Genomic DNA, 24,112 nt, shown 5'->3' with positions numbered 1-24,112 from the left:
GTAATTTATGGAAAAATGTTTAGCCTTCCTAGGAGGGGGGTACAATAATAAGAAAATGCCGTAATGCTTCTCCTAACTGCATTGTTGGGAGATTTTTTCTGTAGAAGTGGGAACTATTTAAAGGGAAACGTCGTCCTATAAACGAATTGACTAGAGTGTAAGAAAGTAATAATTTCGGTTAAACGAAGTGTGTTTTCTAGTAATTCATGCTATAATACATTGTAAATAAATTGTAAATATATTGGATGCATATTGTTGGCGTCTATAAAATATAAATGAAAAGAGTTATTAAGGAGGAAGGGTATGACATACCTTGCATGGATTGTAGCATTTATAGCTTCAATTTTACTGACTCCGCTTGTGAAACGACTCGCATTTCGTGTCGGTGCGGTCGATCGTCCAAATTATCGAAAAGTGCATGCTAAAATTATGCCAAGACTTGGTGGCTTAGCCATCTATCTTGCATTCCTCATAGGGATTTTGATTTTACGACCTATGCATGAAGCAATGCTTCCTCTATTAATTGGGAGCTTTGTCATTATTGTGACAGGCGCCCTTGATGATATGTTTGAGATTTCAGCGAAGGCTAAACTGCTTGGTCAGTTAATTGCTGCAGTAATCGTAATATTTTTTGGCGGAATTCAAATTGAACAAATAAACCTACCATTCGGTGGAGAACTTGATTTCGGTTTCCTAAGTATTCCGTTAACAATCATTTGGATTGTAGGTATTACGAATGCGATTAATCTAATTGATGGACTAGATGGCCTTGCTGCTGGTGTTTCAACCATTGCGTTGATTACACTTGCTGGAATGGCTTTTATAATGGGAAATACATTTGTTATCATCATGGCTACGATGCTAGCTGTAAGTTCTATTGGTTTTTTATTTTACAATTTCCATCCTGCTAAAATATTCATGGGTGATACAGGTTCGTTATTCCTCGGCTTCATGATTTCAGTATTAGCTTTAATGGGATTCAAAAACGTTACATTTGTTTCACTAGTTATTCCGATTATCATGCTTGGCGTACCAATCTCAGATACATTCTTTGCAATTGTTCGCCGCTTGTTAAATAAACAACCACCATTTTCACCAGATAAGTCACATTTACATCACTGCTTATTAAATATTGGTTTCACACATCGTCAAACTGTATTAATCATTTACGGGATGGCTGCGATGTTCGGCCTAGCAGCGATTGTTTTCTCTATGGCTAAGCTATGGGGAGCTATACTACTCATTACGGTATTGCTTGTTGCGATTGAGTTAATTGTAGAAATAATCGGACTAGCAGGATCGAATTATAGACCGCTATTAAACTTAGTACGTAGTAAAAAATAAATAGTAAAAGACGATATTGCAGAAACGACTGCGATATCGTCTTTTTATTTGAAAAGAGATAAATTCTTCTAGAGTAATTAAAGATATGAACGGGAGCTAGTAGCTTTAATGTCATTGTTATCAACTGTATTAATGCTCACATTAAAGTACATATAGGTCAGAGATGTTAGGGGGAGGTAACACTAAATTATTGACTTAATAAACTATATTCTAAACTCCTTGATGAACATAATAAAATCCCTTAGCCGAAGACGACTAAGGGATTTTTGTGATTATTGATTATTGTTGTTGTCTGATTGGTAGTTCGATTTGTAATCTGAATTATATCCAGAGCCTTCAGTATTATTTGTGTCTGCTGCATTATCTGCTTCACCTGAATTATCAGCTAGGTTGTTATCTATTAGCCCAAGTTGAGCACGTAAGATATTTTGCGTTTCTACTAATGCAGGCTCGTCTAATTGGTAGTAGTAAATACCAGTAGAAGTATCATCACTACCTTTAAGGGACAATGATTCTACGTTTGGCATACCACCTTTAATGTATTCAAAGAATGATTTCATTTCATTAAAAGTCATATTTGTTTTCATGTTGTTACCAACAGCTTCAAGAATGTTATCGTATTTAGTAAATGATGTAACGGAAGATGCTTTTTTCAGTATGGCAGCTAAAATCATTTGTTGGCGTTCACCACGTTGAATATCGCTATCTTGTTTACGTGTTCTTGCAAGCGCTAAGGCTTCACGACCATTTACCGTTTGTAAACCAGGTTTTAGGTTTACTGTACGCTTATCATTTTCATCAAGTTCATGAAGTTCATATGGAACATCTACTTCAACACCACCAAGAGCATCAACGATTTCGATAAATGCATCGAAATTTAAGCGGTAATAATAGTCAACCGGTACGTTTAATAAATTCTCTACAGTGTCAATTGTTGCGTTTGTGCCTCCAAGATGTGCGTGCGTAATTTTATCTTTCTTGTCTACATTAGGAATATAAACATATGAGTCACGAGGAATGCTTAATAACTTTACCGATTTCGATTTATTATTTAACGTTGCTAGTAGTAATGCATCGGAACGGGAATGTTCTGAACCTTGACCGCGTTTTTCACTATCGTCGATGCCGACAAATAGAATAGAGACATTATCTGTCATTGGCTTTACGGCCGATTCACGTAAATCCGACTTTACACGTGTATTGTCTTTGTCATATGCATTATTTGCCGCTTCTTCTGCTTTTTTGGTTAACCAATATGCGTAGGTGCCAGTTGAGACAACCATAAGGGCAATCAGAATTAAAGAAGTGCGTAATATCAGTTTTTTCTTTGAGGGCTTCTTTTTTCTTTGGCCCATTCTTAAATTAGTCATACATGATCTCCTCTAAATTAGGAATAAATGCTATATATAAATATTGGACGTATGGCTTATCCAAAAAGTTTCAAATGTAAATGTATAGCGAATTATATTATACTATGCAGATTTGTAACAGTAAAATTAAATTTATATTACCGCATGTCGAATTCTAAAAATTCTTGCTTTTCGCAATTTGTTTTACATTGTCCATTAGTCATTTCAATCATCCAATTCGTAAAGTCATCTACTTCTTCCTTTGGTACAAAGGTATAAAAATCCACATCATCAGTATACTCAATATTATCTAATATATAAGAAGAATTGCGAATAGCATTTTCTACTTTTCCTAACCATGTATAGCTAACGGAAACTTTCATCAAACTATGAAGGCGACGTTCAACCACAGTTGCAGCTTCAATTCCAACGGTAGTAGATTTACCGTAAGCACGGACCAAACCACCAGCTCCCAATTTAATGCCTCCAAAGTAACGAGTTACTACAACGACAGTATCTTTCAACTGTTGTTTTTTCAAAACTTCAAGCATAGGTACTCCGGCCGTACCACTAGGTTCACCATCATCATTTGCTTTTTGAATTTGATCATGTTCGCCAATTAGATAAGCCGAACAATTATGTGTTGCGGAATGATGCTCTTTTTTTATCTTATTTATAAAAGTAATGGCCTCTTCTTCAGTCTCTGCTCTCCCGCAATGCGCTATAAATCTCGATTTTGAGATGATTATTTCATCTGTTCCAAAGCTTTTTAGTGTATAATAGTTATCTCTCATGGTAAACTCCTTAAATAAATCAATTTATTTTTGACATCTAGTTGACACGAAATTTTAATAAAAAAAAATCATAAAAATGCTATAATTAACTTTGTGATACAGGAAAATAGGTGTATATATAGAATTATAATATATGCTCATTATTTCTTCTAAATGTAGCACAAATTGTAAGGGGTTTGGTATGTTGGGAGATAAAATTGATATAAAATCATTAGATTTAATTTTTAATCGAATGGTAAAAACAATAGACGAATCTAAAAGTGATATTTTTACGATCAGTGAACAGAGTAGACGGACATTTGAAGAAATGAAAATCGAACTGGAAGAAGTTCGTGAAAAAATCGCCGATGTAATTACTGAAAATGACATTTTAGAGACCAAAACGAAATTTGCTAGAGGAAGATTAGCGGAAGTATCAAAAAATTTCCAAACTTATTCTGAAGCAGAAATCCACAAAGCATACAATCAAGCAAATCAACTTCAAATACGTCATTCTGTTGTCCAAGCTGAAGAAAAACAGCTACGTGAGAAAAGAGATGACCTTGAAAGAAGGATGCGCAATTTACTTGATACGATTGAAAAAGCAAATCACCTCGTAAACCAAGTAAATGTCGTATTGAATTATTTGACCTTTGATTTGAAGCATGTCGGTCCAGCACTCGAAAATGCAAAGATGAAAGAAGACTTTACGATTAAGATCATCGAAGCAACAGAAGATGAACGAAAACGTATTTCTCGAGAGATTCACGATGGACCTGCACAGATGTTAGCCAATGTATTACTTCGCACAGATTTAATCAATCGCACATACCAAGAACGAGGGGTAGAAAAAGCATTACAAGAAATACTACAATTAAAAGATATGGTGCGCGATGCATTACATGAAGTAAGACGCATTATTTACGATTTACGTCCAATGGCTTTAGATGATCTAGGTATAATTCCAACACTAAAGAAATATCTTTCTTCAGTTGAAGAGTATAATAAAGGTACTGCAATCCATTTTCAGTCAATGGGTGAGCAAAGAAGAATGGGTACAAATTATGAGGTAGCCATTTTTAGACTTGTACAAGAATGCGTAAATAACGCTATAAAACATGGCAAAGCACTTGAAGTATGGGTTAAATTCGAATGGTTGGAAGAATATGCCAATGTAACTATAAAGGATAATGGTGTAGGATTCGATACTAATATTGTGAAAAAGAATTCATTCGGTTTAATTGGTATGCGCGAGCGCGTAGAATTACTTAGTGGAGAAATGGAAATGATTTCTGAAATTAATAATGGAACTCGAATAATATTCAAAATTCCACTAAATCATGAACAAAAGAATTAAAGTAGTATTAAATAGGAGGATTTTATATGACAAAAATAATAATAGTAGATGATCACCAATTATTCCGTGAAGGTGTAAAACGCATTTTAGATTTTGAAGATACATTCGACGTAGTAGCAGAAGGCGATGACGGTAAAGATGTTATCCAACTTTATGAAGAGTATAATCCAGATGTTGTATTAATGGATATTAATATGCCTCAAAAAAATGGTGTTGAAGCAACAGCTGAACTTTTAGAGAAATACGCAGATGCAAAAGTTATCATGCTTTCTATCCATGATGATGAATCTTATGTATCACATGCATTAAAATCAGGCGCTCTTGGTTATATGTTAAAAGAAATGGATGCTGACGAAATTGTTGAAGCTATCAAGATCGTAGCTTCTGGTGGTTCTTACTTACATCCGAAAGTAACTAAAAACCTAGTAGCTGAGTACCGTCGCTTAAGCGAACGCGAAAACAAAGGTTCATTCCATCAAACTGAAATTCGTCGTCCATTCCATTTACTAACTAAACGTGAATGTGAAGTATTACAATTGTTAACTGATGGTCAAAGTAACCGTGCAATTGGTGAAACTTTATACATCTCAGAAAAAACAGTTAAAAACCACGTATCAAGTATTTTACAAAAAATGAACGTAAATGACCGTACACAAGCTGTAGTTACAGCAATTAAAAACGGCTGGGTTGAAGTACGCTAATTGTTTAACAAAATCAAGATAATGACAAGCTAATTGACGTAAGTAAAGATTCCGCCGCATTACTTGTGCTCAATTATGAATTAGCCTATTATTAAAAGTGCAGTTCAACTTTGAACATGGCACAATGTCAGAGCCTGCATTTAAAACTTGAATAGTATTGGTCACTTTCTGCATTCTTATAGTCTGCGATTAGCACTGCAAATTTATTTGCACGCATTCTATCATTTTGTATTTGATGGTACCAAGCACAACCCTGCTTCTCTTTGTCGAGAAGCGGGGTTGTGTGTTTTTCTGCAACTTTCAACGTGCTACAAACGTCATCTATTTGTAAATAATTAATAAAAAGAAATGGTGTATTAATCGATAAAAAAGATTAAGCTATAAGTTGGAACTTTGCATAAAGCTATTAATTTTTAGGTAATCTACAAATATGCTACAATATCCGCGGGAGGTTTTGGAATTGAATATAAAAAAATGGTTGCTTGTCCCAGTATGTGCCTTATTGTTAGTGGCATGTGGCAATGATGACAGCACAACAAAAGAGAATACTGGTTCAGTCAATGATGGTGAGAACGCAACAACATCTAATGCGGTTGACCATAGTATTAAAGATAAAACTGAAGATGAAAAAAATGACGTAACTAAATCAGAAAAATCTGCAGTATCAGAAGAAACAAGCGAAGACGATCAAGCAATAGGATTTGAAATGGTAGATGGCAAAACAAAAGCAGCGACAAATGTTCCTGCTGAAGAGGAAAAAGCACTCCGTCAAGCATTTGATGAATACATTGCTGCTTTAAATGCAGAAGACATAGAGCGCTATAGCAAAACGCTTTCTAAAAATCCTACAGGCTTCGATATGGAAGAAGATGTGGAATATCAAAAACTAAACTTCGAAAATTTCGATATAAAACATACTGCAAAAGACGTAAATGTAGTTCAATATAATGAAAAAGAAGCGCAACTTTTAGCTCAAATTACTGTTGAAGTAGAATTAGATAATGGCGAACCGTTTAAACAGGCAGCTAGAACAAACACTGTCTTTGTTAAAGAAGATGGCAAATGGCTAGTAACACGCGTAGCTGCTATTGGTGAAAAAATGGAATAAGAAAAGGAGCAGCTACTTAATAGACAGGTAGCTGCTTTACTATTTTTTTCGTAAATAAAAACGAAATATAGCGAAGAGTAACATTTTTTGTAAATGCATTATTTATTATTTCACATTCTTACGATATTAATATACTATTGATGTAGGAGTGTGAACGATTAATGACAACTGCCATCGTAACAGACAGTACAGCTTACTTAACGCAAGCCGAGCGTGAACAATATAATATTCGCATGGTTCCATTAAGTGTTGTAATCAAACATGAAACATTTGAAGAAGAAGTAAACATAACAACTTCTAATTTTTATGATAAAGTACGAAATGATAACGAACTTCCAAAAACGTCACAACCACCAATTGGTACTTTTGTGACATTATTTGACGAGCTTTCAAAAGAATATGATGAAATTGTGGCTATACACTTATCAAGTGGTATTAGCGGTACATATCTAGGCGCTTTACAAGCCGGAGAAATGGTCCAAGGCATTGATGTCTATGGATTCGACAGTGAAATCTCTTGTGCTGTCCAAGGCTTCTATGTATTGAAAGCAGGCGAAATGGCCAAAGACGGCGCATCTGCAAAAGAAATTTTAGAAGCTCTTGAAGAAATGCGTAAAACAATGCGCGCTTATTTCATGGTAGACGATCTCGCGCATTTACAAAGAGGCGGTCGATTATCAGCAGCACAAGCTTTAATCGGTGGACTTTTACAAGTTAAGCCAATACTACATTTTGAAAACAAAGTCATCGTACCTTTCGAAAAAATTCGTACACGTAAGCGTGCCCTTAAACGAGTAGAGGACATGCTCGGTGAAGACGCAGCGAAATACGATCAACTTGATGCAGTAGTAATACACGGCAACTGTGAAGATGAAGCGAAAGAATGGATGGCAACTTTGCAAGATAGATTCCCAAATGTTAACGTCAAACTAAGCTATTTTGGACCCGTTATTGGAACTCACCTTGGTGAAGGCTCAATGGGGCTAGGTTGGGTAAAAAAATAAAGTAAACGACGAACCTCCTTACAAAATGTAGGGTGGTTTTTTTGTGGATTTGGAACTCTAAAATTGTTATTTGCAAACACATATAAAAGATTGTAAAATAAATCCAACTCTAACCCCTAGTAAGGAGGCAATATTTGCGTAAACGACTATACAAGCAACCAAGCAAAACTAACCGCTATATAGGCACCTTAGAAAACCCGTCACTGCGTGATTTCCTAACAGGACGCATTTGGCTACGTGAACATTCTCCCTTCTCAGATGAACTAATCACCCAACACATCCAATTTGGCTACATCGCCACTCTCCCTGGTGTGCAGAAAAACTCCAAAATGAATTCTCGATTTAAGCGTATGAACTATACATGTAATCGATGTGCTAACAATAATCCAAATCTATTTGTAACCTATTATTGTGCGGCTTGTGAGCAAACTTGTATCTATTGTAGACATTGCATCAGCATGGGGCGTGTCAGTAGTTGCTCGGATCTCATAAAATGGATTGGACCAACAACTAGAAAATCACCTAATCACTTATTCTCATGGACAGGCACCTTCACTCCCTATCAGCAAAAGGCTTCGAAAGAACTTATTGAAAGTATAAATGCAAACCGAGTTCATCTAATCCATGCAGTTTGTGGTGCTGGAAAGACTGAGATTTTATTCCCGGCTATTTACGAATGCTTAAAGAATGGAAAACGAATTGCAGTCGCAACTCCTCGAACGGATGTCGTATTAGAGCTCGCACCTCGTATTCAACATGTTTTTCCAAAGACAAAAACACAAGCACTCTACGGTGGCGCAGATGTCGACAAGAATTACGCCCCGATTATTATTGCGACGACACACCAGCTTTACCGTTTTGAGGATGCTTTTGATACGATCTTTGTCGATGAAGCCGATGCATTCCCATACACGCATGATGAAACTTTACAACATGCGGTTATTAAAGCTAAAAAAAGTGACGCACCCATTTTGTACGTTACAGCAACGCCATCTGAAAAACTAATCAATCAAATACAAAAACTGCAAGGCGGCTATTCATTTATTCCTCGAAGATATCACGGGCATCCACTTCCAGTACCACGTTATGAATCATTGTGGCGATACACAAAACAGATTGAATCAACTAGGTTACCAAAAAAACTTACTCAATGGACAAAGAAACAGCTCCAAGAGAATAAACCTTTTCTCATTTTCTTTCCAACTATCGCTCTAATGGAAAAGGCAATCCCGTTATTTCAGCAATTGGAACCAAGCATTCAAGCTGTTCATGCAGAAGATCCAAATCGAAAAGAAAAAGTGTTAGAACTCCGTGCAAAAAAAGTGAGGGGACTATTAACAACAACCATTTTAGAGCGAGGTATCACAATACCTAACGTACAAGTGGCGGTAGTAGGAGCAGAAAGTGGTATCTTCACTTCAAGTGCACTCATTCAAATAGGAGGAAGAGTTGGACGCTCTTACGACTGTCCTACAGGCGACCTTGTCTTCTTTCACCACGGTATCTCTGTTGAAATGGACCGAGCAACAAAAGAAATAAAACGTCTCAATAAAACGGAGCTAACAACAATATGAATATGAATTGTTATCTATGTTCAAGGCCTTTAAAAAGACAATTAACTTGGAAGCAACTGATTATGTATGAACAGCAAGCAGTCATTTGTCCTACTTGCCATAGCAAATTTGAGTTTGTTAAGCCAGGGGAACAAAAGTCTCCAGATATCCAAGCATTATTTCATTATAATGAAGCAATGAAAGACTTCCTACATCAATACAAATTTTTAAAAGATATTGTGTTAAAAGATGTATTTAGATCTGAAATTACCAAAGCACTAAAAAACACTGACGCTGTTATTGTGCCAATTCCGATGCATCCAGAAAAAATAATATTACGCACATTTGCCCATATTGATGAATTGCTGAAAGCGGCAGGCATACCCTATACACATTTACTCGAGAAAATTTCAATTGAATCCCAATCATCTAAATCAAAAGTGGAACGTGAACAAAGCGCTCAGCTATTTCAATTAAAGCCGAATATTATAATTGAAAAACGATCACATATTTTAATAGATGATATAGTAACAACTGGAACCACTTTAAAACATGCCAAAGCTATACTCACTGAGGCTGGAGCATCTTCCGTAAAAGCGTTCACCCTAATTCAGGGTTAGTTAAAAAGATACAAAAAATCGTACGATTCTGTACAATCTCCCTGTGTTTTATAAATTTTAGGTTGATTTTACCGACAATATAACTAGTATATTAAGTAGAAGAATTTAAATTCCAGGGGGTAAGAACATGGGTGAATTGCGAAGTTGTCCAAAATGTGGGGACTTTTATAACTATACTGGCATTAGAGAAGTTTGCGGAAAATGTGCGCAAGATGAAGAGAAAATATACGAGGCTGTATACCGTTTCTTACGCAAACGCGATAATCGATCAGCGACAATCGAGCAAATTGTCGAAGCTACAGGTGTAGAAGAGGAATTACTACATAAATGGGTAAGGAAAGGTCGCTTGCAACCAGCTATGTTCCCAAACCTAGGTTATCCTTGTGACAGCTGCGGAGCTCTAACGACGAAAGGCAAGCTCTGCATTAAATGCCAAACCGAACTAAAATCCGAACTCAATAAATTCGAAGCAGCACGCGAATTTAGAACAAGCGTAGAAGACTCAGACCGAGCAACATACTATGCCGACGTGAATAAGAAAAAGCAATAAAATATAAATCTTCGCATACTTAGTATGTGGGGATTTTTTGTTTTTGAGTTAAGGAGCTTATGAGTAGTGGGAAAAGTGCTAAAATCCGAGCGAGAAGCGCCAAACCAGGAGCGAGTAGCGCCAAAGCGAGAGTGAGTAGCGCCAAAGTGGGAGCGAGTAGCGCAAAAGCAGAAGCGAGTAGCGCCAAACCCAGAGCGACCAACCCCAAACTCCAAACAAACACCACCGAAAACTCCCGTCAACTACCCTCTCACAAATAAGGCATATAGCACTAGCAATTAAAAAACGGATTAGGATGTCTTGCGCTTTTATTACAAAATACTTAACATCGATATAAACCAACCGAAATAATGAATATATAAAAGGAACGATTGAGAGGAGGCCATTCTATATGAAAATTAACAACTATGGCGTGAACGCTGTAAACCCATATAAAAACCAGCCTGTAAAATCTGAATTTGCTAATAAATCGGTAGCTAATAAGGCAGATCAGTTAGAGATTTCATCAGCTGCAAAAGATCTTCAAGGAATTGTCAGCTATGCAGATGAAAGAGCTGAACGCGTACAAGCTTTAAAAGCACAAATTCAAGAGGGCAATTATAAAGTAGACGCAAAACAAGTCGCTTCAGATTTATTGAAATACTATCGCCCATAAGTAAAAGGAGTATGAGAAATGTCCATTGAAATGATTTTATCCATTTTGGATAAATTAGAAAAAATGCATAGAAGTCTGTTAGAACTTGCGTATAAAAAAACAGAGTTCATTACAACAGGAGACATGGACGGACTCGATCAATTGCTCAAGGACGAGCAATCGCATGTAGCTGCCATCACACAGCTCGAGCAACAGCGTCAGCAAGCGGTAACGGATTACCTTAAGGCAAAAGGAATTGCCTCTGCTGAACATGCAACTGTCGCTCAAGTAATGGAAGTAGCTGAAAAGCCAATGGAACAACTTAAATTAGACGAAGCCCGCAAAAAAATGTTACTCGTCATCGAAACTCTCAAGCACCAAAACGACCTAAACCAAAAAATGATTTTCCAATCACTACAATTTGTCAATATGACACTTGATATGCTGCGCCCGCAACCAGACCAAATCAACTACTCACAAACCCAAGTTCGTGGCAGCAGCTTAAAAACAAATTTTGACTCACAAGCATAAAAAATTAGAGGAGGAAATTTAAATGCGCTCCACATTTATGGGATTAGAAACAAGTAAACGAGGCCTATACACACAACAAAGTGGCCTATACACAACAGGTCACAATATCTCGAATGCTAATACAATTGGCTACTCGCGCCAACGCGTTAATATGCAAGCAACACTTGGTTATCCTGGTGCGGGTCTTAACGCCCCAATGACTCAAGGTCATATTGGTACTGGGGTAGAAGCTGGATCGATTCAACGTATTCGCGATCAATTTGTTGATAGACAGTTTAGACAAGAGACGACTAAATTAGGTTATTGGGCTGCAAAAACAGAAGCCATGGGTCAAATGGAAGATGTTTTAAATGAGCCTTCTGAATATGGTTTAAAACAAGCATTTAATGACTTTTACAAGTCTATGCAAGACATTAGTACAGGATCCGAAAATGCATCCGCTCGAAAGGTTGCCCTAGAGCGTGCAGCACATTTAGCAGATTCATTTAATTACATAAATTCGCAACTAAAAGAAGTTCAAGGAAATTTAAAAAATGAATTACGCGTTGAAACGGATGCAATTAATTCAATATTACGTCAAATAGCTGAAATAAATGAGCAAATCCAAAAAGTTGAACCGAACGGATACTTACCTAATGACTTGTATGATGCACGTGATAATTTAATTGATCAGCTATCAGAATATGTTCCTATTGAAATTAGTTATACAAAATCAGGCGGCAACGCTTTAGGAATTGCTGAAGGATCAGTAGTTATAAAATTGAAAGGTACGGATGCAACACTTGTTGAAGGAAATAAAGTTGCACAATTACAAGCTCAAGGAAAAAAAGTAGATGCCGATGGTAACATAATCGGTGGTGCTAGTGCATTAACAGACGATTTAACGGAATTCCAAGCATTTACTGGTTTTGGTGTTTCAGATTTAGTTAATGTTAAAGATGCAAAAAATTTACAGCCAAATCAATTTGGTGCAAAAGCAATTGATGTAGCTCAGTTGAAAAGTGCTGGCGGGAAGATGATTTCTCTTGCCCATTCATATGGCTATCAAGATGGTACAAATACTGTACCAAAAGGTGAATATCCAAGCACTTTACAAGACATAAGTAAACTCGCTAAAGCGTTTGTAAGTGCATTTAATCAGATTCATAAAGAAGGATATCAATTGAATAGCAATACAAAAGGTGAAGACTTCTTTGCAATTGATGCTGAAGGTAAAGTAACAGTTAAAATCACAGATCCATCACAAATTGCTGCATCTACTGCACCTGGTGAAGAGGGGAACGGTAAATTAGCTATTATTTTATCAAATTTGCAAACAACTTCTTTATCAAATGGTAAAGAAATTGACTTAGGTAATGGAACAAAAGTTACGTTGACCTTCACAAAAGATTTAGATGACTTAGAGGGTGCTACAACTCAATCATTCTACCAGGGCCTTATAGGTAAAATAGGAGTAAGTGCTAGAGAAGCAGAGAATTCGACAGTTAGTTCAGCAACAAATCAACTAAGCATTAGCAATCGTCGTGCTTCAGTAAGTTCAGTATCTTTGGATGAAGAAATGACAAATATGATCATGTTCCAACAAGCGTACAATGCTTCGGCACGTATGGTAACAGTAGTAGACGAAACATTAGATAAAATAATTAACGGTATGGGCCGTGTAGGGATATAGGAGGCTAATTAAATGCGTATAACACAATCAATGATGTCAAGCAATATGTTACGTAATTTGAGTAACAGTTATAATAAGATGGGCAAATTACAACAACAAATTTCTTCTGGTTCTAAGCTTACACGACCATCTGATGATCCAGTAGCAGCCATTAAAGGAATGGGTTATAGAACAGACTTATCAAAAGTATCTCAATTTACTCGTAATATGAATGAAGTTAACAGCTGGTTGGATTCGACAGATGAATCACTTAGTCAAGTGGGTGAAGCTTTAAAACGTGTACAAGAGCTAGTAACTCAAGCTGCCACTGATACACATACGGATGAGGATCGTCAAAAGATTAAAACTGAAATTGATCAAATACGTCAACAAATCCGTGATGTAGCGAACACACAAAGTGGAGAAAAATATATCTTTAGTGGTACAAAAACTTTAGAGCCGTTATTTTCAGATGCATCTGCGAATGCTGGTGCAACCGATCCACTTCCAACTCTTAATGGGAATAATGAGTCCGTTGATATTGAAGTGTATAACGGTGTGAAATTGGGAGTGAATATAAACGGTAAAGAACTTTTTGCAAATATTGATAAATTAATGCAAGACGTTCAAGTTGCATTAAACGACACAGATGCACTTAATGCTGGTACTACATCTGGTACAGCTATAGGGAACTTATTAGGTGATATTAGTAAGGGCCAAAATTCAATATTGGAATCCCTTGCTCAAGTTGGTGCAAAACAGAACCGTGTAGACATGATGACAGACCGCCTTTCTGCACAAGAATTAAATGTTACAAAACAAATATCTAAAAATGAAGATGTGGATTATGAAAAAGCTATTACACAATTAATAACAGAAGAGTCTATTCACCGCGCATCATTATCAGTAGGTGGTCGTATCATTCAGCCAACTTTAGTAGATTTCTTATAATTAATACTTAGCCAAAAGGCTCTCGCTATTTAGAGCGGGAGCCTTTTTCAAAGGAGTGATATTACTATGAAACTTGATCAAATTCAAATTCGTACAACAGATGCTAAAGTAGGGCTTAACATTATTGATTCTAATCAAATTATTAGGCAACCACGAGCGCAACAACATATTGAACAGCCTGCAGCTATTTTAGAAATAAATTCAGAACCAGCTAAATTGCTCGTTGATTCATCTCGCGCATATCGAGACTTAGGATTATATACAAATCGTGAATCTATTGAAAAATTTGCAAGTGATGGCAGACAAAAAGGTTTAGAAGGTATTGGTAGAAGAGCGAGCCAAGGGCGTCAAATGATGAATATTGGTAAAGGAAAGGGTAGTGTTATACCTGCTATTGCTAAAAATATGGCAAATCCCCCAGCTAAGGACATCGGAATCACATGGAAACCATCTGTAGGATCTGTGAAGATTAAATACGTTCCTGATCACCTTAATATCAACATTACTCGTCAGGACCCAAAAATAGATGTCCAGATAGGCAAAGTAGTTCATGATTACACACCAGGTGATGTAACTGGCACTATGCAACAATACCCATCAGTAGAAACTACAGTTATTAAAGGAGAATAAAGATGAAAATCGAAACAAAATTTTTAGGTTCTGTTGAAATTGAAGAAGAAAGTGTACTTACATTTGAAGAGGGAATTCCTGGATTTGAGAACTCTACAAAATTTGTCTTATTACCATTAGAAAAAGAATCGCCGTTCGTTATATTACAATCAATCCAACAAGTTGAAGTTGGATTCGTGGTTGCTTTCCCCTTCTTATTTAAAAAAGATTATGCATTTGATATATCAAAATCAGATAAAAAAGCAATACAAGTTAAGTCAGAAACTGATATTATTACATACTCGATTGTGACATTAAAAGATCCATTTGAGGATTCAACATTAAATCTATTAGCACCAGTCCTTATTAACATCAAGGAGAAACTAGGAAAACAAATTGTCCTCAATGACAACGAGAAATACGCGCTACGCTATCCAATTGGCGAACTGGAAGGAAGTGCGAAATAATGCTAGTCCTTACACGTAAAACAGGTGAATCTATTATGATTGGCGACCAAGTTGAGTTGAAGGTACTATCAGTAGATGGTGATCAGGTCAAACTAGGTGTAATTGCACCAAAATCTGTAAAAGTACACCGATCAGAAGTTTATCAAGCTATTCAAGAGCAAAATAAAGAAGCAATGAATGTATCACAATCATTAATAGATAAACTTTCAAAAAAAAATTTTTAAAAACTCAAAAAAACTATTAAACATTTCTGTTAAGGAACGATATAAGTAGTGTAAGGCAGAAGGTAAGTGGAAACGAACTACCTGTCAAACAAAATCCACATGGATGTGGAACTAAAAAACAATTTCAAGGAGGAATCTCACAATGAGAATTCAACACAATATTTCAGCTTTAAACACACACCGTAACTTAGGTTTCAACAATGCACAATCGTCTAAAAACCTAGAGAAATTATCTTCAGGTTACAAAATCAACCGCGCAGGAGACGACGCTGCTGGTCTTGCTATCTCTGAAAAAATGCGTGGACAAATCCGCGGACTTGACATGGCAACTAAAAATGCTCAAGATTCTATCTCTTTAATCCAAACTGCTGAGGGTGCTCTTAACGAAACTCATGCTATCCTACAACGTATGCGTGAATTATCAGTACAATCTGCAAACGATACAAACGTATCTGGTGACCGTGCTGCATTACAACAAGAAGTAGCTGCATTACAAGAAGAAATTACACGTATCTCAACTGATACTGAATTTAATACTCAAAAATTATTAAATGGTACATTTGGTACACCAGGAACACCTGCAACATCTGCAGCATCTGCAATTCCTGGCCAAGGGAAAGTATTCCATATTGGCGCCAATTCTGGTCAAAATATTGAATTAAGTATTGGAAACATGGGAGCTTCAGCACTTAAAGTTGAAACGGTAGATATTTCTACACAATCAGGTGCTGATAAAGCCATTACTACTATTGAATCTGCTTTAACAAACGTTTCTAAACAACGTTCTGCACTAGGTGCTGTTCAAAACCGTTTAGAACATACTATTAACAACTTAGGTGCAACTTCTGAAAACTTATCTGCAGCTGAATCTCGTATCCGTGATACAGACATGGCGAAAGAAATGATGGAATTCACAAAGAATAATATCTTAACTCAAGCTGCACAATCAATGTTAGCTCAAGCTAACCAACAACCACAAGGCGTTCTTCAATTATTACAATAATTGTTTAACCTTTGAAGTTAAAATCCCGTTCTCTTTATACAGAGAACGGGATTTTTTACTTATTCGAAAAAGTATAAAAATTGCATGTGGTAAAATTATAACTTAAAATTAGTAAAAAATTGACGATATGATTGATGAGGTGGGAAATATGGGGCGAATATATAAACTAGAAGAATTAAAAGCAAAAACAGGGCATAGTGTTTTAAAAATAGATGGTTATCTTTTACATAGTAAATACAATCCTATAATTGAGGCCCAGAAATTTGCAGAAAAACAGTATGAACCACATCATATACATATTTTATTTGGTTATGGTTTAGGTTATATAGTAGATAGCTTAAAAGAGCAATTTAAATTTGATGAGCCGTTAGTAGTCATTGATCCATTATTCGATGATTCACTTTTAGAGGTACAAGCTAGACATAAAGCAAATGGAGTAGATAAACTTCTATATAATAGTAATTCTATAAAAAAATTAGAATACATAGTAAATAATATTAAAGAGCTAGGTGTTCAAAAAAATATTAAAATTATCTGTTCACAAAATTATGAAAAAATATTTCCGGAAATATATTTACGGGTTTTAAAAAAAGTTCAAAATATACAGAGATCAAACATAATCAATGAAAATACCCTTTTATTGTATTCTGAAATATGGCAGAAAAACTTCAGTGCAAATTTAATTTCCCTTTTTGAAGATAGGAACCTATTAAGATTAGAACAATTATATTCCTGTCCAGTTATTATTGCCTCTGGTGGTCCATCGCTTTCGAAACAGTTGCCATTATTAAAGGAAATTCAAAGTAAAGTAATTATTATTGTAGCAGGATCTACGATTAATTCTATACTCCCCTCTGGAATAGTACCTGACTATGTAGTTTCTATTGATGCTACAGAGAAAAATTTTAACCATTTTAAAGGTTTAGAATTAGATGGATCGCAGCTATTATATTCGGTATTTAATCATCCGGAAATTAGAGGGGAATTTAACAATAGAGGATATGCCTTTACTTCTAGCTCAGATTGGGCTATTCAACGTTATTTGACCGAAAAAATAGGCCTTAATTTGCCTGTAATTTTCGGTGGAGGTAGTGTTGCACAGTATGCTTATAGCCTTGCACAATATATGTCTAGTGGTCCTATTGCATTAATAGGCCAAGATTTAGCATATACGAATAATCAAACACATGCTGCCAATAACAAACAGGTTGAGAGTATTGAAGAAGGATGGAAAGCTAGCGATAGTATGTTCACAGTAGAAGGCTTTGATGGTGAGGATGTTTGGACCAACTCGGTCTTCAATTCTATGAAAATAACATTTGAACAAATGATTGAAAATTCTCCTCCTACAAATGCTGTTTTCAATTGTACAGAGGGGGGAGTTCGTTTGAATGGCTTTGAACAAAAAACATTTAATGAATTTTGTGAAGAATATATTCAAGGAGAATTTCCAAATAAAGAGAAATGTATTGAAAATATATCCTACATAGTCTCTCAAGATGAATGGGAAAATTTAAAGGGAATACTAGAATATGAATTAGAAGATTACGACCAAATAAAGAGGCAATTATTAAAAGGCTTAACGGCATTGGAAAACAATAATTCTAATACAACTTTTAGTAATCAAACACTAAAAAGCCTTGATAAAGTTGATAAAGAAATTGCTGTGCTATATCCAAAGGTACAAATGGATTTCATCGTAGCCCCAATCACATTAGAGGTTTTAAAAAGTTACTTAGAGAAAGAGAAAGAAACTCCTGCTGAAAAGTATACTAGAGTATATAATCAAACAAAGACCCTCTACTCCAAACTTTTAGAAGCAACAAAAAAATCAAGAATATATACGGAAAATATAATTAAAAGAATTGACAATGAAAAAATAATAAAAAGTGGGGAATAATAATGACAGAAATTTTAATGGATACAATCCAAAGCTTTAATAAATATTTACCAAGGGTAGCTAAAGGTAGTCAAGATATTGCTGAAAATTTAAGAAGTGATCAAATAGCTATCGCTTTGAAAATGATTTTAGATTTTTCTGAAGGAATGTCATGGCTATTAGAGGCAAGTGAACTTTTCAAAGTAAATAATGTAAAAGTAGATGTACAGATTGAAAAGGTTCAAGAGTTTTTACAGGAAATCAATGCAGGTCTTGAAATGCAGGATTATGTATTAGTAGCAGATATGTTTGAGTACGAAATTTCACCTTTCTTTGAGGCAGCAGCATCAATAGAAGTATTGAAAAATTAATGCAATGGGTTGTAGAACATGCCAAAGATGGCTCATATACCCTACAATTGAATGGTTTCTACCTTTACAGTAAATACCGACCGAAGCAAGAAGTAGAAAAATTCATTATGAAGGAAATAACAACACAATTTAAGCAATACACTTTATTCGGGCTAGGTCTTGGCTATCATGTAGAGGCTGTTCTAAATAGTAATCCAACTGCTACTATTTATGTTGTTCTTGTGGATAAGAAAGAAATAGAGCTATGTAAAGAGTATGGTGCTGCTCATATTTTAGAAGATAAACGTATTCACATTATTAGTGATAAAGTCTATTTATTGGATTTCACATTGAAAGAAACGCAGCTTGTTATTCCATTGCAGTGGCTAAAGGCAATAGGTCCAGAACACCCATTGTTTGCATCTTTAGAGGAAATTAAGATAAGACAAATGTCCTTTCAAAATGTTAGTGGAATTATGAATGAAAATTTCTTAGCTAATTTATTGAATTCTCATCTATTAATGCAAGAATTTGAAGGGTTTGCTCAAAGTGGAGAGGCTATATTAGTATCAGCAGGTCCATCTCTCAATCAAACTGCCAAGTCATTGACGAAAATAAGGAGCTTTTGCTATGTTTTAGCTGTCGGATCGGCGTTAAAGCCATTATTGAATGAAGGTATTGTGCCAGATGCAGTTATCATTACAGATCCAACAAACTTAGTGCAAGAGCAATTAGAACATGTGGGGTATGATGGTTTACTATTTTATTTAGCTACGGCAAATCACAGAGTGGTGAAAATTTATAAAGGTAAAAAAGTCATCTTGTTTCAAGAAGGTTATCCTTTGTCTGAAGCATTTGCAGCATCCAATGCTATTCCATTATTAGAAACAGGTGGTTCAGTTGCGACTACAGGCCTATCATTATTAGAATTTATGGGTTTTAAAAGAGTTTATTTATTAGGTCAAGATTTAGGCTTTAAGAATAATAAAACCCATGCAAATTTATCTCCATCTTCTAAAACATTCGAAACCAGTGTGAAGTTTCAAACAGTCCCTTCAAATAACGGAGAATATATTAATACATACAGTAATTTTAATGTTTTCCGCCGTTGGTTCGAACGAAAAGCGACGAATACATCTATGCAGATATTTAATACGGCATGGGATGGTGCTAAAATAGCAGGTATCCCTTATATAAATACGAATGATATGGAAAAGCAATTGGTAGCTACTCCAATTGTTAATTATAAAAAGATTACAGAGGGTATAGTATCAGATAAATAATTTGAAAAGGTGTAATAGTTATGACTAAAAAAATCCTAGTAACCGGAGCAGATGGTTTCATCGGCTCACATTTAACAGAAGAACTTGTAAGACAAGGGCACGATGTAAGAGCATTTGTTTATTATAATTCATTTAATTCATGGGGATGGTTGGATCAATCTACTAAAGAAATAAAAGAGTCATTGGATATTTTCTCTGGAGATATTAGAGATCCATTTGGGGTAAAAGAAGCGGTGAAGGGTTGTACGCATGTACTACATTTAGCCTCACTTATTGCCATTCCTTACTCTTACCATTCACCAGCTACATATATTGATACAAATATAAATGGGACGCTTAATATTGTACAAGCTGCTCGTGAGTTAGGTGTGGAAAAGGTTGTACATACGTCTACTAGTGAAGTATATGGCACTGCTCAATATGTCCCAATTGACGAGAACCATCCATTACAAGGGCAGTCTCCCTATTCTGCTTCTAAAATTGGTGCAGACCAAATGGCATTATCATTCTATCGTTCATTTGATACACCAATTTCGGTGATTCGTCCGTTTAATACATACGGTCCTCGACAATCAGCACGTGCAGTAATCCCGACAATTATTAGCCAATTAGCTAATGGTAAAACGACGATTAAATTAGGCGCTATTAGTCCAACACGTGACTTTAACTACGTAAAGGATACAGTTAGCGGCTTTATTTCTGTTTTGAATTCTGAAAAATCATTAGGTGAAGTCATTAATGTGGGCTCTAATTACGAAGTATCGATTGGGGAAACAGCTGAAATGATTGCGGATATTATGGGTGTCAAACTAACGATTGAAACAGACGAACAGCGTTTACGCCCAGAAAAAAGTGAAGTTAATCGCTTGTGGGCTGAGAATAAAAAAGCTAAAGAATTAATTGGTTGGAAGCCAAATTATGGTGACAAAGAGGGTTTCCGACGTGGTTTAGAAGAAACGATAGAATGGTTTACTAATCCTAAGAATTTAACTCAATATAAGGCAGATGTATATAATATATGAATACACAATGGTTTGAATTTACAAAACAAATTAAATCCTATTATAAGAAGGATTTTGTACCATTACATGAGCCAACCTTCCATGGCAAAGAGTTGGAGTATGTGACAGATTGTATTGAAACAGGATGGGTATCTTCCGTAGGTGCTTATGTGACTCGTTTTGAGAAAGACTTAGCTCATTTTACAGGGGTAAAACGAGCTGTTGCTGTTATGAATGGTACAGCAGCATTGCATATTGCGTTAAAGGTTGCAGGTGTTCAAGCAAATGAAGAGGTTTTCATGCCTGCATTGACGTTTATCGCAACAGCGAATGCAACTTCTTATATTGGAGCAGTTCCACATTTTGTAGATGTGTCTGAAAAAACGTTAGGTATCGACCCAAAAAAACTAGAAGCACATATTTTAGCAATTGGTGATGTGAAAAATGATAAATTATTCAATAAGGAAACAGGTCGTGTCATTCGAGCAGTCGTGCCAATGCATACATTTGGTCATCCGGTAGAACTAGAAGAGTTGCAATTAGTTTGCGAAAAATACCATTTAGTATTAGTTGAGGATGCAGCAGAATCATTAGGGTCTTACTATAAAGGTAAGCACACTGGTGGTTTTGGGAAAGTGAGTGCGGTTAGCTTTAATGGTAATAAAATCATTACAACAGGTGGGGGTGGTGCCATTTTGACAGACGATGATGAACTTGCAAACTATGCTAAACATATTACTACAACAGCAAAAGTACCACATCGTTGGGAGTACGAACATGATGAAATCGGTTATAATTACCGTTTACCAAATATTAATGCTGCATTAGGTTGCGCACAGCTTGAAAAAATGCCTCAGTTTATTGAACAAAAGCGTACATTAACAGGTTTTTATGAAGAGCTAGTAGCGCCTTTAGAAGGTGTAACACTTTTTAAAGAACCAGAAAACACAACAAGTAACTATTGGCTACAAACGTTGATATTGGATGATACTTTAGAGCGAGATGAAGTGTTGGAGTTCTTAAATGATAATGGTGTAATGAGTAGACCTATTTGGACACCAATGCACTATTTAAAACCATTTATAGAATGTCCAAGAGCTGATTTATCTACAATAGAAGATCTAGAAAAAAAGGTAATTAATATACCAAGTACACCATTGAAGATTTGATTAATAAAGCTTTAATATCTTAGCTTTTATAGAAATTTAGGGAGAGCTGCTAGCTAAACACGAGTTTACAATTCAGTATATAAAACAGGAGGAAAATATTGAAAAAAAAAATTCATATTATTACTACTTCTAGAGCCGATTTTACTATATGGGTTCCAATAATTAAAAGTTTCATTAATGAAAAATCTTTTGAACTAAAGGTAATTGTAACTGGTACTCATTATTTTAGTAATTTAGGTGAGACATATAAAGAAGTAATAAATAAAATAGATAATAAATATTTAATTGAAATACCAGTTCAATCTAATAATTCTGAATATGATTTTTTAGCAGAAATGTTTGTGGAATATTCAGAAATAATAAGTGATGCCAAAAAAAGGCCAGACTTTGTATTATTACTGGGAGATAGATATGAATTATTACCAATACTCAATGCATTAGTTTTAAATAGAATTGCTATAGGCCATTTATATCCAGCTGAATGTGACGTTAGTTATTGTATAGATACGCAAATAAGAGATGCTATAACAAAATGCTCACATTTATTATTCGTTACACATAATGATTATTTAAAAAGGCTACTTGCCATGGGTGAAGAAGAATGGAGAATAGCGGTAGTAGGTAATTCTAATATGGAAAATAATTACGTTGAAGGTAGTAAAAGTATTTACGAATTTTTAGAAGAAAAATCAATTGTAATACCTAGTAATTTCAATCTAGTAAACTGTTGTTATCATCCTCCTACAATACATAAAGGGCATTGGAAACAGGAACTTCCAATCCTATTTAATGCTTTAGATAAAATTCATGAGAAAAATATGTATATATGGTCCGGAATTAATTCAGATCCAGATAGCTATGAAATGAAAGTATTTCTTTTAGAAGAAATTAAGAAACGTGAAAATCATTTTTATTTTGATTCTCTTGGTGGTGATAATTATAAATCTCTATTATCAAATTCTATATTTACTATAGGAAATTCATCTAGTGGTTTATATGAGGCACCGTTACATAGATGTCCTACTATAAACGTGGGAGTGAGACAGTCAGGAAGATTACATGGTGATAGTGTAATAGATGTAAAAGCAGATGTAAATCTAATTATTAATGCAATTAATCAAGTTAAAACATTTTCTCAAAGTCAATTTTCTAATGTGTTTTATCAAAAAGAATATCCTATTAATATTGTACATCACATTAAGCAACATATATATAATGAGGGTCTTATGATAAAAAGACTCCATATGGAAGAAAAAAGTGAACTAAGAAGGGTGCCAGATTATCTATGACAATAGTTAGTATACACCAACCACAATATTTTCCTTGGTTAGGTTTGTTGGAAAAAATATCGGAATCGGATATATATGTTGTGTTGGATAATGTCCAGTTTAATAAACGCTCTTTCCAAAATAGAGCCTTGTACTCAACAAAAAATGGAAGTAAGTATCTTACCATTCCAGTTTTCTCTAAAAATCACCAAAGAGATTTATTGAAGATTTGTGATTTAGATTTCTCTGAGGATAAAAACAAATTATTACAAGCTCATTATGCAACATTTAGACATAGATATGCAAAATCCCCAGGTTGGGAGATTTATGGAGAAGAAATAGAGAATTTCTTTTTAAAGGGTGATTACCGAAATGCTTGTGATTTAATAACCGCTTCAATGTTGTTAACACTTAAATTATTTGGAGTTAATGTTGAAATTATTTTTGCCTCAGAATTGGAGGTTAATGGAACTAAAAATGATTTACTAATTGATATTTTAAAGAAAGTTAATGGCAACATTTATTTATCAGGAAATGGAGCAAAGACATATTTATCGGAGCATCAATTTAAAGAACAAAACATAGATATCATTTATCAAAATTTTTCTCATCCTAACTATTCGCAAAAACATGGGGGCGAATTTATTGAGGGGTGCATGGCGCTAGATTTTTTACTAGAGCAGCCTGAGCAAGCAAATAATTATATGAAAGAAAAGCAATGGTTAAAATAATC

General features: G+C 35.2%; 25 protein-coding genes. 23 read left to right on the top strand and 2 right to left on the bottom strand.

The features are described from left to right. Positions 1-303: 303 nt before the first annotated feature. Positions 304-1,344 carry a glycosyltransferase family 4 protein gene (locus MKY02_RS18560; protein ID WP_038179754.1) on the top strand — a complete coding sequence of 347 codons (1,041 nt, stop codon included), beginning with the start codon at positions 304-306 and terminating at the stop codon, positions 1,342-1,344. 272 nt (positions 1,345-1,616) lie between these two features. Here MKY02_RS18560 and MKY02_RS18555 read toward each other — a convergent pair whose 3' ends face one another. Then, entirely contained in the window at positions 1,617-2,714 is a 1,098-nt protein-coding gene (locus tag MKY02_RS18555) for an LCP family protein (RefSeq protein ID WP_038179753.1), read from the bottom strand. Between the two features lie 137 nt (positions 2,715-2,851). Beyond that, the gene (locus MKY02_RS18550; RefSeq protein ID WP_038179751.1) at positions 2,852-3,487 is read right to left on the bottom strand and encodes a YigZ family protein; all 636 of its coding nucleotides are present in this window, start codon (positions 3,485-3,487) and stop codon (positions 2,852-2,854) included. A 181-nt stretch (positions 3,488-3,668) separates the two neighbouring features. Here MKY02_RS18550 and MKY02_RS18545 point away from each other — a divergent pair, with 181 nt between their 5' ends. The 22 genes from MKY02_RS18545 to MKY02_RS18440 all read left to right on the top strand — a co-directional run bounded on the left by MKY02_RS18545 (position 3,669) and on the right by MKY02_RS18440 (position 24,110). Then, positions 3,669-4,823 carry a sensor histidine kinase gene (locus tag MKY02_RS18545; protein ID WP_038179749.1) on the top strand — a complete coding sequence of 385 codons (1,155 nt, stop codon included), beginning with the start codon at positions 3,669-3,671 and terminating at the stop codon, positions 4,821-4,823. A 26-nt stretch (positions 4,824-4,849) separates the two neighbouring features. Beyond that, positions 4,850-5,524, top strand: a complete 675-nt coding sequence (locus MKY02_RS18540; RefSeq protein ID WP_038179748.1) for a response regulator — start codon at positions 4,850-4,852, stop codon at positions 5,522-5,524. 460 nt (positions 5,525-5,984) lie between these two features. Then, positions 5,985-6,632: a YybH family protein gene (locus MKY02_RS18535; RefSeq protein WP_051448564.1), complete on the top strand. Its 648-nt coding sequence runs from the start codon at positions 5,985-5,987 to the stop codon at positions 6,630-6,632. 161 nt (positions 6,633-6,793) lie between these two features. After that, positions 6,794-7,636, top strand: a complete 843-nt coding sequence (locus MKY02_RS18530) for a DegV family protein (RefSeq protein WP_038179746.1) — start codon at positions 6,794-6,796, stop codon at positions 7,634-7,636. Between the two features lie 134 nt (positions 7,637-7,770). Further along, positions 7,771-9,210, top strand: coding sequence for a DEAD/DEAH box helicase (locus MKY02_RS18525; protein ID WP_081730007.1), 1,440 nt, complete (start codon positions 7,771-7,773; stop codon positions 9,208-9,210). A 62-nt stretch (positions 9,211-9,272) separates the two neighbouring features. Then, positions 9,273-9,809, top strand: coding sequence for a ComF family protein (locus MKY02_RS18520; protein WP_235175674.1), 537 nt, complete (start codon positions 9,273-9,275; stop codon positions 9,807-9,809). Between the two features lie 127 nt (positions 9,810-9,936). Next, on the top strand, positions 9,937-10,359 hold the full coding sequence (locus MKY02_RS18515; RefSeq protein WP_038179743.1) for a TIGR03826 family flagellar region protein: 423 nt from the start codon (positions 9,937-9,939) through the stop codon (positions 10,357-10,359). 391 nt (positions 10,360-10,750) lie between these two features. Further along, positions 10,751-11,014, top strand: a complete 264-nt coding sequence (gene flgM / locus MKY02_RS18510; RefSeq protein ID WP_076065607.1) for a flagellar biosynthesis anti-sigma factor FlgM — start codon at positions 10,751-10,753, stop codon at positions 11,012-11,014. A gap of 18 nt (positions 11,015-11,032) precedes the next feature. Continuing rightward, positions 11,033-11,524, top strand: a complete 492-nt coding sequence (locus tag MKY02_RS18505) for a flagellar protein FlgN (protein WP_076065608.1) — start codon at positions 11,033-11,035, stop codon at positions 11,522-11,524. Between the two features lie 22 nt (positions 11,525-11,546). Further along, complete coding sequence (flgK, locus tag MKY02_RS18500; protein ID WP_076065609.1) at positions 11,547-13,196, top strand: flagellar hook-associated protein FlgK; 1,650 nt, start codon at positions 11,547-11,549, stop codon at positions 13,194-13,196. A gap of 12 nt (positions 13,197-13,208) precedes the next feature. Next, positions 13,209-14,126: a flagellar hook-associated protein FlgL gene (gene flgL, locus MKY02_RS18495; RefSeq protein ID WP_076065610.1), complete on the top strand. Its 918-nt coding sequence runs from the start codon at positions 13,209-13,211 to the stop codon at positions 14,124-14,126. A gap of 66 nt (positions 14,127-14,192) precedes the next feature. Further along, positions 14,193-14,756 carry a DUF6470 family protein gene (locus tag MKY02_RS18490; RefSeq protein WP_076065611.1) on the top strand — a complete coding sequence of 188 codons (564 nt, stop codon included), beginning with the start codon at positions 14,193-14,195 and terminating at the stop codon, positions 14,754-14,756. A 2-nt stretch (positions 14,757-14,758) separates the two neighbouring features. After that, positions 14,759-15,202, top strand: coding sequence for a flagellar assembly protein FliW (fliW, locus tag MKY02_RS18485; protein ID WP_076065612.1), 444 nt, complete (start codon positions 14,759-14,761; stop codon positions 15,200-15,202). Then, the gene (gene csrA / locus MKY02_RS18480) at positions 15,202-15,426 is read left to right on the top strand and encodes a carbon storage regulator CsrA (RefSeq protein WP_076065613.1); all 225 of its coding nucleotides are present in this window, start codon (positions 15,202-15,204) and stop codon (positions 15,424-15,426) included. The genes fliW and csrA overlap by 1 nt, the downstream gene beginning before the upstream one ends. 142 nt (positions 15,427-15,568) lie before the next feature. After that, positions 15,569-16,429: a flagellin N-terminal helical domain-containing protein gene (locus MKY02_RS18475; protein WP_076065614.1), complete on the top strand. Its 861-nt coding sequence runs from the start codon at positions 15,569-15,571 to the stop codon at positions 16,427-16,429. 148 nt (positions 16,430-16,577) lie between these two features. Further along, positions 16,578-18,329, top strand: coding sequence for a motility associated factor glycosyltransferase family protein (locus MKY02_RS18470; RefSeq protein ID WP_076065615.1), 1,752 nt, complete (start codon positions 16,578-16,580; stop codon positions 18,327-18,329). Between the two features lie 2 nt (positions 18,330-18,331). Further along, complete coding sequence (locus MKY02_RS18465; RefSeq protein ID WP_076065616.1) at positions 18,332-18,679, top strand: hypothetical protein; 348 nt, start codon at positions 18,332-18,334, stop codon at positions 18,677-18,679. After that, positions 18,679-19,941, top strand: a complete 1,263-nt coding sequence (locus tag MKY02_RS18460) for a motility associated factor glycosyltransferase family protein (RefSeq protein ID WP_076065617.1) — start codon at positions 18,679-18,681, stop codon at positions 19,939-19,941. The genes MKY02_RS18465 and MKY02_RS18460 overlap by 1 nt, the downstream gene beginning before the upstream one ends. A gap of 20 nt (positions 19,942-19,961) precedes the next feature. Further along, entirely contained in the window at positions 19,962-20,963 is a 1,002-nt protein-coding gene (locus MKY02_RS18455; protein WP_076065618.1) for an NAD-dependent 4,6-dehydratase LegB, read from the top strand. Next, positions 20,960-22,111 (top strand): LegC family aminotransferase, encoded by a 1,152-nt coding sequence (locus MKY02_RS18450; RefSeq protein WP_340711600.1) that lies wholly within the window; start codon positions 20,960-20,962, stop codon positions 22,109-22,111. The genes MKY02_RS18455 and MKY02_RS18450 overlap by 4 nt, the downstream gene beginning before the upstream one ends. A gap of 98 nt (positions 22,112-22,209) precedes the next feature. Beyond that, positions 22,210-23,400 (top strand): UDP-N-acetylglucosamine 2-epimerase, encoded by a 1,191-nt coding sequence (gene neuC, locus MKY02_RS18445; RefSeq protein ID WP_076065620.1) that lies wholly within the window; start codon positions 22,210-22,212, stop codon positions 23,398-23,400. Then, positions 23,397-24,110 carry a WbqC family protein gene (locus MKY02_RS18440; protein WP_076065621.1) on the top strand — a complete coding sequence of 238 codons (714 nt, stop codon included), beginning with the start codon at positions 23,397-23,399 and terminating at the stop codon, positions 24,108-24,110. The genes neuC and MKY02_RS18440 overlap by 4 nt, the downstream gene beginning before the upstream one ends. Positions 24,111-24,112 lie beyond the last annotated feature (2 nt).

The organism is Viridibacillus sp. FSL R5-0888 (genome assembly GCF_038009105.1).
GTDB lineage: Bacteria > Bacillota > Bacilli > Bacillales_A > Planococcaceae > Viridibacillus > Viridibacillus arenosi.
Note: the sequence above shows the minus strand (reverse complement) of the source record. Positions and strands in the feature narration are given on the sequence as shown.

Coding starts and splice junctions, on each gene's coding strand:
- MKY02_RS18520 (WP_235175674.1), top strand. CDS start 9,273: ATGTATGAACAGCAAGCAGTCATTTGTCCTACTTGCCATAGCAAATTT.
- MKY02_RS18540 (WP_038179748.1), top strand. CDS start 4,850: ATGACAAAAATAATAATAGTAGATGATCACCAATTATTCCGTGAAGGT.
- MKY02_RS18470 (WP_076065615.1), top strand. CDS start 16,578: ATGGGGCGAATATATAAACTAGAAGAATTAAAAGCAAAAACAGGGCAT.
- MKY02_RS18560 (WP_038179754.1), top strand. CDS start 304: ATGACATACCTTGCATGGATTGTAGCATTTATAGCTTCAATTTTACTG.
- MKY02_RS18460 (WP_076065617.1), top strand. CDS start 18,679: ATGCAATGGGTTGTAGAACATGCCAAAGATGGCTCATATACCCTACAA.
- MKY02_RS18455 (WP_076065618.1), top strand. CDS start 19,962: ATGACTAAAAAAATCCTAGTAACCGGAGCAGATGGTTTCATCGGCTCA.
- csrA (WP_076065613.1), top strand. CDS start 15,202: ATGCTAGTCCTTACACGTAAAACAGGTGAATCTATTATGATTGGCGAC.
- MKY02_RS18475 (WP_076065614.1), top strand. CDS start 15,569: ATGAGAATTCAACACAATATTTCAGCTTTAAACACACACCGTAACTTA.
- MKY02_RS18550 (WP_038179751.1), bottom strand. CDS start 3,487: ATGAGAGATAACTATTATACACTAAAAAGCTTTGGAACAGATGAAATA.
- MKY02_RS18450 (WP_340711600.1), top strand. CDS start 20,960: ATGAATACACAATGGTTTGAATTTACAAAACAAATTAAATCCTATTAT.
- MKY02_RS18465 (WP_076065616.1), top strand. CDS start 18,332: ATGACAGAAATTTTAATGGATACAATCCAAAGCTTTAATAAATATTTA.
- MKY02_RS18545 (WP_038179749.1), top strand. CDS start 3,669: ATGTTGGGAGATAAAATTGATATAAAATCATTAGATTTAATTTTTAAT.
- MKY02_RS18440 (WP_076065621.1), top strand. CDS start 23,397: ATGACAATAGTTAGTATACACCAACCACAATATTTTCCTTGGTTAGGT.
- fliW (WP_076065612.1), top strand. CDS start 14,759: ATGAAAATCGAAACAAAATTTTTAGGTTCTGTTGAAATTGAAGAAGAA.
- flgM (WP_076065607.1), top strand. CDS start 10,751: ATGAAAATTAACAACTATGGCGTGAACGCTGTAAACCCATATAAAAAC.
- flgK (WP_076065609.1), top strand. CDS start 11,547: ATGCGCTCCACATTTATGGGATTAGAAACAAGTAAACGAGGCCTATAC.
- MKY02_RS18555 (WP_038179753.1), bottom strand. CDS start 2,714: ATGACTAATTTAAGAATGGGCCAAAGAAAAAAGAAGCCCTCAAAGAAA.
- MKY02_RS18490 (WP_076065611.1), top strand. CDS start 14,193: ATGAAACTTGATCAAATTCAAATTCGTACAACAGATGCTAAAGTAGGG.
- flgL (WP_076065610.1), top strand. CDS start 13,209: ATGCGTATAACACAATCAATGATGTCAAGCAATATGTTACGTAATTTG.
- MKY02_RS18515 (WP_038179743.1), top strand. CDS start 9,937: ATGGGTGAATTGCGAAGTTGTCCAAAATGTGGGGACTTTTATAACTAT.
- MKY02_RS18530 (WP_038179746.1), top strand. CDS start 6,794: ATGACAACTGCCATCGTAACAGACAGTACAGCTTACTTAACGCAAGCC.
- MKY02_RS18505 (WP_076065608.1), top strand. CDS start 11,033: ATGTCCATTGAAATGATTTTATCCATTTTGGATAAATTAGAAAAAATG.